Consider the following 7,623-nt stretch of genomic DNA (forward strand, 5'->3'; position numbering starts at 1 on the left):
CGGCGCCTCGCCTTCGCCGAAGCGCTTCTTAGCCTCGAGCTCGGCCCGGCGCTTGGCTTCCTCTTCCTGGCGGTGACGCTCTTCCTCGGCCTTGCGGCGCGCCTCGGCAGCCTCGCGCTCGGCGCGTTCGGCGGCCTCGCGCTCAGCGCGGCGGCGGGCTTCTTCCTCGGCCTGGCGGCGTTCCTCGATGTCGCGGACGCGGGCATCCGCCAGGGCGCTGGCGCGTGCCGACCGCTCATCCTCGGTCAAGGTGCGCAGCACGACACCGGAGCCGCTGCGCTGCGGACCGGAGGGGCGCGGGCCAGACGGGCGGTTGCTCGGCGGCGGTGGTGGCGGCGCCTTGGCGACGGTCGGCTCCGGCGCGTGCGGCGCATCGGGCGCCCCGTCGCCGACGCGGCGCTTGGTGCCGCGCTTCTCGACCACCACCTGCTTGCTCCGGCCGTGTGGGAAGCTCTGGCGCACCGTGCCAGTCTCGACGCGCGGCTTCAGCGTCAAGGTCTTGCTCGGGACACCGAGTTTCTTGTCGCCCGGAGTGTTTTGATCGGCCATTCAGTCGTCCTAATCTCGTTACCAGCGTGCGGGTCTGCCGCACCGTCCCATTCGTGCAAATCGTCGCGTAATCGTCGCTATGTCGTCGAAGTCGAAGCAGATTTCGTGGCCGCGGTTCCGGCAATCTTGTCAGCGTCGGCCGACCGGTATCGGACCAGAGTCTGGCTGCGCGACAGGAATGTCCTGCTCGCCGGGCCCGCGAGCACGGCAGCATGTATCACATTTGAGCGCCCAAGTGCCAAATCCAATTCTGCCGAAGTGAGACAGCAGATGATCGGAAATGGCGGGGCTTGTCCTTGGTCCCCGTCATTCGGCCGCACCATGGCGTCGAGCTTGCGGATCCCGTCGGCCGCGCCATCCGCAGCATGGATCAAGGCCGCGAGATTGGACCGCGACTGGCGCTGCGACAGCGCCGCTTCAACCTTGGAAAAACCCGAGACGACCTGACCGGCCTTGGCGGCGATCCCCAGCGCCTCGATCGCGCTGCGGGCCAGCAAAGCTTCCAGATCGCCGGGAAGCGTCGGGTGGACGCGGACGTTGGCCTTGAACCCACGGCTGAAATGGTGACGACGCACCGCTTCCGCAACCGCCGGCTTCGACGCCGTGATCCACAATCCCCGTCCGGGCAGCTTGCGCTTGATGTCGGGCACCACCTCGCCCGACGGGCCGACCACGAAGCGGATCAGCTCGCCGATCGGCCGCACCTCGCGGCTGACCGCGCACATGCGCATGGTCGCGGACTTCTCGGTCCGCGGTCCATTGTCGAGCTCGGGGTCGGCCAAAGCGAGCATGCGGTGGTGCGGCTCCTCATCTCAAGCCAGCAGCGTCATGGCGGGGGTCATCGCGGCGTCCAGCATGGGTCAGGCGGGCTGTCCTTCGGCTTCGTCCTCGGCCTCGCCCTTGGCGAGGTCGGCCTCGGTGATCCAGCCGGCCTTGACGCGGGCCTGCATCACCATGGCTTCGGCATCGTCGCGCGAGACGTCGAGACCGTCGAGAATGCCGGCGAACTTGGTCTGCTCGCCACCCTCCTTGCGCTCGGTCCAGCCGACCAGGTCGTCGGTGGCGCAGCCGGCGAGATCGTCGACGGTCTTGATGTCGTTCTCGCCGAACTTGACCAGCATCTTGGTGGTGACGCCGGGCACGTCCTTCACTGCGTCCTCCACCCCGAGCTCCTTGCGCTTGGCCTCGAGCTCGGCCTCCTGCTGCTCAAGGAATTCGCGGGCGCGGGTCTGCAGCTCGGTCGCGGTCTCCTCGTCGAAGCCCTCGATGCCGGCGAGATCCTTGAGATCGACCAGCGCCAATTCCTCCACTGAGGTGAAGCCCTCGGACGCCAGCAGCTGGCCGACCACCTCGTCGACGTTGAGCGATTCCATGAACACGCGGGTCGAGTTCTCGAAGTCGGCCTGGCGGCGCTCCGATTCCTCCTGCTCGGTCAGGATGTCGATGTCCCAGCCGGTCAGCTGCGAGGCGAGCCGGACGTTCTGGCCGCGGCGGCCGATCGCCAGCGAGAGCTGGTTGTTGGTGTCGGGGACCACGACCTCGATGCGCTCACGGTCCTCGTCGATGACGACCTTGGCGACTTCCGCCGGCGCCAGCGCGTTGACCACGAAGGTCGCGATGTCGGGCGACCACGGGATGATGTCGATCTTCTCGCCCTGCAGCTCGTTCACCACGGCCTGCACGCGCGAGCCGCGCATGCCGACGCAGGCGCCGACCGGGTCGACCGAGGAATCGCGCGACACGACACCGATCTTGGCGCGCGAGCCGGGATCGCGGGCGACCGCCTTGATCTCGACGATGCCGTCATAGATTTCCGGCACTTCCTGCGCGAACAGCTTGGCCATGAACTGCGGATGGGTGCGCGACAGGAAGATCTGCGGGCCGCGGGTCTCGCGGCGGACGTCGAACACATAGGCGCGGACGCGGTCGCCGTTGCGGAACACCTCGCGCGGCAGCATCTCGTCGCGGCGGATGATCGCCTCGCCGCGGCCGAGGTCGAGGATCACGCTGCCGTACTCGACGCGCTTGACGACGCCGTTGACGATGTCGCCGATGCGGTCCTTGAACTCCTGGTACTGCCGGTCGCGCTCGGCCTCGCGCACCTTCTGCACGATGACCTGCTTGGCCGACTGTGCGGCGATGCGGCCATATTCGAGCGGCGGCAGGGTGTCGGCGATGGTGTCGCCGATCTGCGCGCCCGGATTGGCGCGGCGGGCGTCATCGAGCGAGATCTGGTTGGAGGGGTTCTCGACCTTCTCGACCACCAGCATGTGGCGCGACAGCCGGAGCTCGCCCTTGCGCGGATCGATCTCGGCATGGACGTCGGTCTCGCTGCCATAGCGGGCGCGGGCGGCCTTGGCGATCGCGTCTTCCATGGCGGCGATCACGATGCCGCGGTCGATCGACTTCTCGCGCGCGACGGCGTCGGCGATCTGCAGCAGTTCCAACCGGTTGGCGCTGACGGCCATGGCTCAGGTCTCCTCTAATCAGGATCGATCTCGCCTCTGCGCGCGCGGTCGGCGGCGAGGCGATGTTTCTTGGTGTTGGTCGGCAACGGCTTGTTCGCCGGCTTGCCGTCCTTCGATTTGGGTTTTGGCTTGGCCTGCGCGGCCGGCTTGGCGTGCGGCGCGAGCGGCGGGGCAATGCCGAGCTCGCGCTTCTTCTCGCGCTCGGCCGCTTTGCCGCGGCGCATCGACTCGGCGATCAGCTCGTCGGTCAGCACCATCTTGGCGTCGCCGATGTCGGCCATCGGCAGCACGACGTCCGGATCGGCGTCCTTCGCCACGTCGTCGCGGGTGATGCGCACGCCGTCACCCTCGACACCCTTGATGATGCCGCGGAAGCGTTTGCGGTTCTGATGCGCCACCGCCATCTCGATCTTCACGAGATGCCCGACATGGCGCTCGAAATCGGAGCGGCGGACCAGCGGCCGGTCGATGCCCGGCGAGGAGATCTCGAGCCGGTAGGCGCGGTCGATCGGGTCGGCGATGTCCAGCACCGGCGACAGCGCCCGCGACACCGCCTCGCAATCCTCGATCTGCATCGTCCCGTCTGGACGCTCGGCCATGACCTGGACCGTGCAGCCGGATTCGCCGGAGATACGGATCCGCACCAGCCGGTAACCCATTCCCTGCAGCACGGGATCGGCCACCGCCGCGACGCGCGCCGCCACGCCCGGCTCCACGACCAGCCGGGGCTCGGTCAGAAGGTCGGTGTCAGTGGCTGCGAGGGTCGGTTCCGTCATCGAGGCGTCGATCGCGAGTCTTGTTTGTTTCAGCCGTCTTGTTTGACCATCAGGCCGGTTCGATCGCGCTTACCGGACCGATCGCGCCAAGGGCAGGGCGGTCCAGGTAACAAAAAAGAGCGGGTCCGGAAGGGCCCACCCTCACTACGCGATCGTATATGAGATGAAGATTGATGGCGCTCATATAGCCGCTTTGCCGCCTGACGGCAAGGGTCGTCTCGGTCCAAACCGAGCCTGGAACCGGGAATTTGCCGCCGTCCCGCTGTCGGATCGTTCGGCGTCCTCTTTTGGCCTGGATGAGTATCCGTGGGCCGCTGAATAAGCGTTCGTTCACCAAAATCAGCTAAAAAAGAAAAAGTTCATGCCGTTCCCCAAGGGGTGCCTCAGTCGCTCCCGAGCGGCTGGTAGCGTTGCGTGCCGAGTAGACGATCATGACCCCAGCGACCGCGCTGATCCCCGGGCTCGACGGGATCGTCAAACATGGCGATACGGAGCGCTGTGTCGAGGCGACACGCCGCATTGCCGACCTGTTGTTCGAGGACGTGTCGAGGCTTCGCCCGGAGCACATCAATCTGTTCGATGGATTGCTGATCGATCTGCTTCCATTTGCGGACGTATCGACGCGTGTCGATCTGGCCGAGCGCCTGTCGTATCTGGTGAAGGCGCCGCGCGTCGTCGTCGGTCAGCTTGCGCGTGATGACGAGGTCGCGGTGGCGAGCCCGCTGCTGCGGCGTTCGCCGGCGCTCGACGACCGCGTGCTGATCGACATCGCCCAAAGCAAGAGCCAGGGTCATCTGCTCGCCATGGCGGAGCGGCCCGCGCTGTCCATCGAGATGACCGATGTGCTGGTGCGCCGCGGCGATCGCGATGTCGTCAGGCGAACCGCCGCGAATGACGGCGCCGCGTTCTCCGAGCGCGGCTATTCCGAGCTGATCAACCGCGCCGGCTTCGACGGCGTGCTGACGCTCACGGTCGGCAAGCGCGACGATCTGTCGGACGATCACCTGAAGCAGCTCCTGGCCGGCTCGCTCGACGTCATCAGGCGGCGGCTGTTCGACGTGGTCAGGCCCGCCAAGCAGGCCAGGATCCGGCAGGTCCTCGCCGATCTGGCCGACACCACGGGCGGAACCGCCAGCAAGCGCAATTTCGTGCCGGCGCAGCGGACCATTCTCGCGCTCTACGAGGACAGTGCTCTCGACGAAGCCGCGCTGCTCGGCTTCGCGTCCGAGCACAAATATGAAGAGGCGGTCGCCGCGCTCGCTGCCATGACCGGACTGAAGATCGCGACCCTAGACCGCCTGGTGTCCGGTGATCGTCACGATCCGCTGCTGATCCTCGGGCGTACGATCGGCCTGGACTGGCGCACCGTGCAGGCGCTGATCCAGCTCCGCCTCGGGCCGAAGCGCGTGCCGGCGCAGCGTGATCTCGATGCGCTGCGCGTCAACTACGCGCGGCTGCTGTCATCGACGGCCGAGCGTGTCGTTGTGTTCTGGAAGACGCGGCACTGATCATCCTGGCTGCCGCCTCAGCGCCGGCGGAAGATCAAATAGTTGGCGACGCGGCCCTCGCGCGTCGCCTTGCGGCCGTAGCGCGTCATCGTGTAGCCCGGCCACGGCAGGCGCCAATCGTCGGCGCGCTCCGCGGTCCAGACGAAATCGGGCGCGCGCAACATGTGCCACAGCGTCCAGGCGCAGTAGTCGGCGATGTCGCTGACGAAGCGGAATTCGCCGCCCGGCTTCAGCACGCGGGCCATGGCGGCAATGGTGGCGTCCTGCACGAAGCGCCGTTTCCAATGCCGCCGTTTCGGCCAGGGGTCGGGATGGATCAGGTCGATCCGCTGCAGCGACTCCGGCGGCAGCCAGCCCAGCAGCTCGGCGGCATCACCGGCGAGCAGCCGGATGTTGCCGATGTTGTCGGCCTCGATTGCCGAGAGGACCTTGGCCATGCCGTTGACATAGGGCTCGCAGCCGATGAAGCCGGTCGTGGGATAGGCCTTGGCCTCCGCCGCGAGATGCTCGCCGCCGCCGAAGCCGATCTCGAGCCGCAACGCCTCGACCGGCGGATCGTAGAGGGACGGCAGGACCGCGTCGGCCGGAGCCGATAGATCGAGCGCCAGATGCGGCAGCAGGTTCTCGACCAGGTCGGCCTGGTGCGCGCGCAGCTTGTGTCCTTTGCGGCGGCCGAAGAACGAGCCCTGGCCATGCAGGGTCTCGTTGCCGGCGTGATCGTCGTCGATCGGCATCATCGCGGCGCTCACCGCAGGGTCTGATAGAGGCGATGCAGCAGGCGCGCCCGCGGCTCGATCGAGGAGATGTACATCTGCTCGTAATGTGTATGCGCGCCCTTGCCGTCGACGCCGAGGCCGTCGAGCGTTGCGGTGAACGGCGCGGTGAAATTGCCGTCGGAGCCGCCGCCCGTGTAGGTGTCGACGAGATCGAAGCCGAGCTCCTCGGCGAGCGTTCTGGCGTGCTCGAACAGGGCGGCGCCGGCATTGCCCTTGACGTAAGGCGGCCGGTTGACCTCGCCCGTCACCGCGACGGTGACGCCCTCGCTGCGCGACTTCAAGCCGAGGATCTTCGGTACGATCTCGTCGGCATCACCGGGGGTCGGCAGCCGCGCATCGACCTCCGCATAGGCTTCCTCAGCTATCACGTTCGGACGTGTGCCGCCGCGCACCACGCCGACATTCACGGTGATGCCGCGTGCCGGGTCATTCAGTGCCTCGAGTGCGTGGATCACGTTGGCGAGTTCGCGGATCGCACTGCGTCCGTCCTGCGGGCGCGCGCCGGCATGCGCAGGCACGCCGCGGATCGACACGTCGAAGCGTGCGACGCCCTTGCGTCCGGTGACGATCTTGCCGCCGTCGCGCGCGGGCTCGGTGACGAGCACATATTTGGCCTTGCGGCCTTCCTCCTCGATCAGCGCGCGCGACGTCGGGCTGCCGATCTCCTCGTCGGAGACGAACAGATGAGTGATGCCGAGCGGAGGACGCTCACCCGCGGCACAGAGCTGGCGGAAGGCATGATAGGCGAGGTACGCCCCGCCTTTCATGTCGTAGATGCCGGGGCCGTAGGCGATGTCGCCGTCGATCGAAAAGGGCAGGCGCTGGATGAAGCCGATCGGATGCACGGTGTCGAGATGGCTCAGCACCAGAATGCCGGGCTGGTCCTGTCCCCACGACGAGCGGACCACCAGATGGTCGCCGCAGCCGTCGCGGCCGGCGATCCGTTCGATATCGGCGTCGAGCCCGCGATAGCCATCGGCAACCAGCGACGCCAGCTCGTTGACCTTATCGGGCGCCTCGGTCGGGGTCTCGATCTCGACCCATTGGCGGATGCCCTCGAGGATTGTGCGTCTATCGAACGGATTATTGGCGGTGGTCATGGGCTTCGTGAGCAGTTCTCTGTGGTTATCGAATGGTAGGCGGTGGAGGCGGTCGGGCCGGGCGCGGTCGGGCCGTCAGCTGCGCTGCCGCGCGCACAGATGCGCACAAAACGACTTAGAGCGCGACAGCCTTTCCCGAAGGGCAGCCATCGCGCTCTATTGGTCTTGATCAAACTTGTCTATCGGATCATTGGCCTTGCGGAATGTGATCCGTCCGCAAAGCCTGCTCGCTCATGGCCCCCCGTGGGCGCTGACATTCATATGAGAGACGTCATATGAGGCACGGTCGCGATAGGAATGTCAGCGCCAGCGCATCAGCGTGGCAGTTCTAGTTCTCTTCCGGCGCTTCGCGATCAGCGATCTGCTCGACCAGGTCGACGATGCTGCGGCGAAGCTTCGAGTCGTGGATCCGCGTGAACGCGCGGGTCAACGCCAGACCTGNGTGC

The 7,623-nt window shown here is 66.8% G+C and carries 7 protein-coding genes and 1 pseudogene; 1 reads left to right on the forward strand and 7 read right to left on the reverse strand.

Annotated features, from left to right (window positions below):
• From BRAS3809_RS05650 to rimP, 4 genes are all read right to left on the reverse strand, one after another.
• Window positions 1–549: translation initiation factor IF-2 associated domain-containing protein (locus BRAS3809_RS05650; RefSeq protein ID WP_035655402.1), on the reverse strand; the 549-nt coding region annotated here is incomplete at its 3' end.
• 77 nt (window positions 550–626) lie between these two features.
• Complete coding sequence (locus tag BRAS3809_RS05655; RefSeq protein ID WP_008961137.1) at window positions 627–1,340, reverse strand: RNA-binding protein; 714 nt, start codon at window positions 1,338–1,340, stop codon at window positions 627–629.
• A 69-nt stretch (window positions 1,341–1,409) separates the two neighbouring features.
• On the reverse strand, window positions 1,410–3,017 hold the full coding sequence (gene nusA / locus BRAS3809_RS05660; RefSeq protein ID WP_008961138.1) for a transcription termination factor NusA: 1,608 nt from the start codon (window positions 3,015–3,017) through the stop codon (window positions 1,410–1,412).
• A 14-nt stretch (window positions 3,018–3,031) separates the two neighbouring features.
• Window positions 3,032–3,793, reverse strand: a complete 762-nt coding sequence (gene rimP / locus BRAS3809_RS05665; RefSeq protein WP_035655405.1) for a ribosome maturation factor RimP — start codon at window positions 3,791–3,793, stop codon at window positions 3,032–3,034.
• Window positions 3,794–4,224: 431 nt separating this feature from the next.
• Between rimP and BRAS3809_RS05670 the strand changes: the two genes are divergently transcribed.
• Entirely contained in the window at window positions 4,225–5,301 is a 1,077-nt protein-coding gene (locus BRAS3809_RS05670; RefSeq protein ID WP_008961140.1) for a DUF2336 domain-containing protein, read from the forward strand.
• A gap of 17 nt (window positions 5,302–5,318) precedes the next feature.
• On the opposite strand, the gene BRAS3809_RS05675 is transcribed toward BRAS3809_RS05670, so the two are convergent.
• The 3 genes and pseudogenes from BRAS3809_RS05675 to BRAS3809_RS37255 form a co-directional block, all read right to left on the reverse strand.
• The gene (locus tag BRAS3809_RS05675) at window positions 5,319–6,050 is read right to left on the reverse strand and encodes a tRNA (guanine(46)-N(7))-methyltransferase TrmB (RefSeq protein ID WP_008961141.1); all 732 of its coding nucleotides are present in this window, start codon (window positions 6,048–6,050) and stop codon (window positions 5,319–5,321) included.
• On the reverse strand, window positions 6,047–7,177 hold the full coding sequence (locus BRAS3809_RS05680; protein WP_008961142.1) for a M20 family metallopeptidase: 1,131 nt from the start codon (window positions 7,175–7,177) through the stop codon (window positions 6,047–6,049). Before BRAS3809_RS05680 ends, BRAS3809_RS05675 begins: the two co-directional genes overlap by 4 nt.
• Window positions 7,178–7,505: 328 nt before the next feature.
• A pseudogene (locus tag BRAS3809_RS37255) lies at window positions 7,506–7,623 on the reverse strand (transcriptional regulator); the annotation flags it as partial.

It is taken from the genome of Bradyrhizobium sp. STM 3809 (assembly GCF_000239795.1).
GTDB lineage: Bacteria > Pseudomonadota > Alphaproteobacteria > Rhizobiales > Xanthobacteraceae > Bradyrhizobium.

Coding starts and splice junctions, on each gene's coding strand:
- BRAS3809_RS05655 (WP_008961137.1), bottom strand. CDS start 1,340: ATGCTCGCTTTGGCCGACCCCGAGCTCGACAATGGACCGCGGACCGAG.
- BRAS3809_RS05670 (WP_008961140.1), top strand. CDS start 4,225: ATGACCCCAGCGACCGCGCTGATCCCCGGGCTCGACGGGATCGTCAAA.
- nusA (WP_008961138.1), bottom strand. CDS start 3,017: ATGGCCGTCAGCGCCAACCGGTTGGAACTGCTGCAGATCGCCGACGCC.
- BRAS3809_RS05680 (WP_008961142.1), bottom strand. CDS start 7,177: ATGACCACCGCCAATAATCCGTTCGATAGACGCACAATCCTCGAGGGC.
- rimP (WP_035655405.1), bottom strand. CDS start 3,793: ATGACGGAACCGACCCTCGCAGCCACTGACACCGACCTTCTGACCGAG.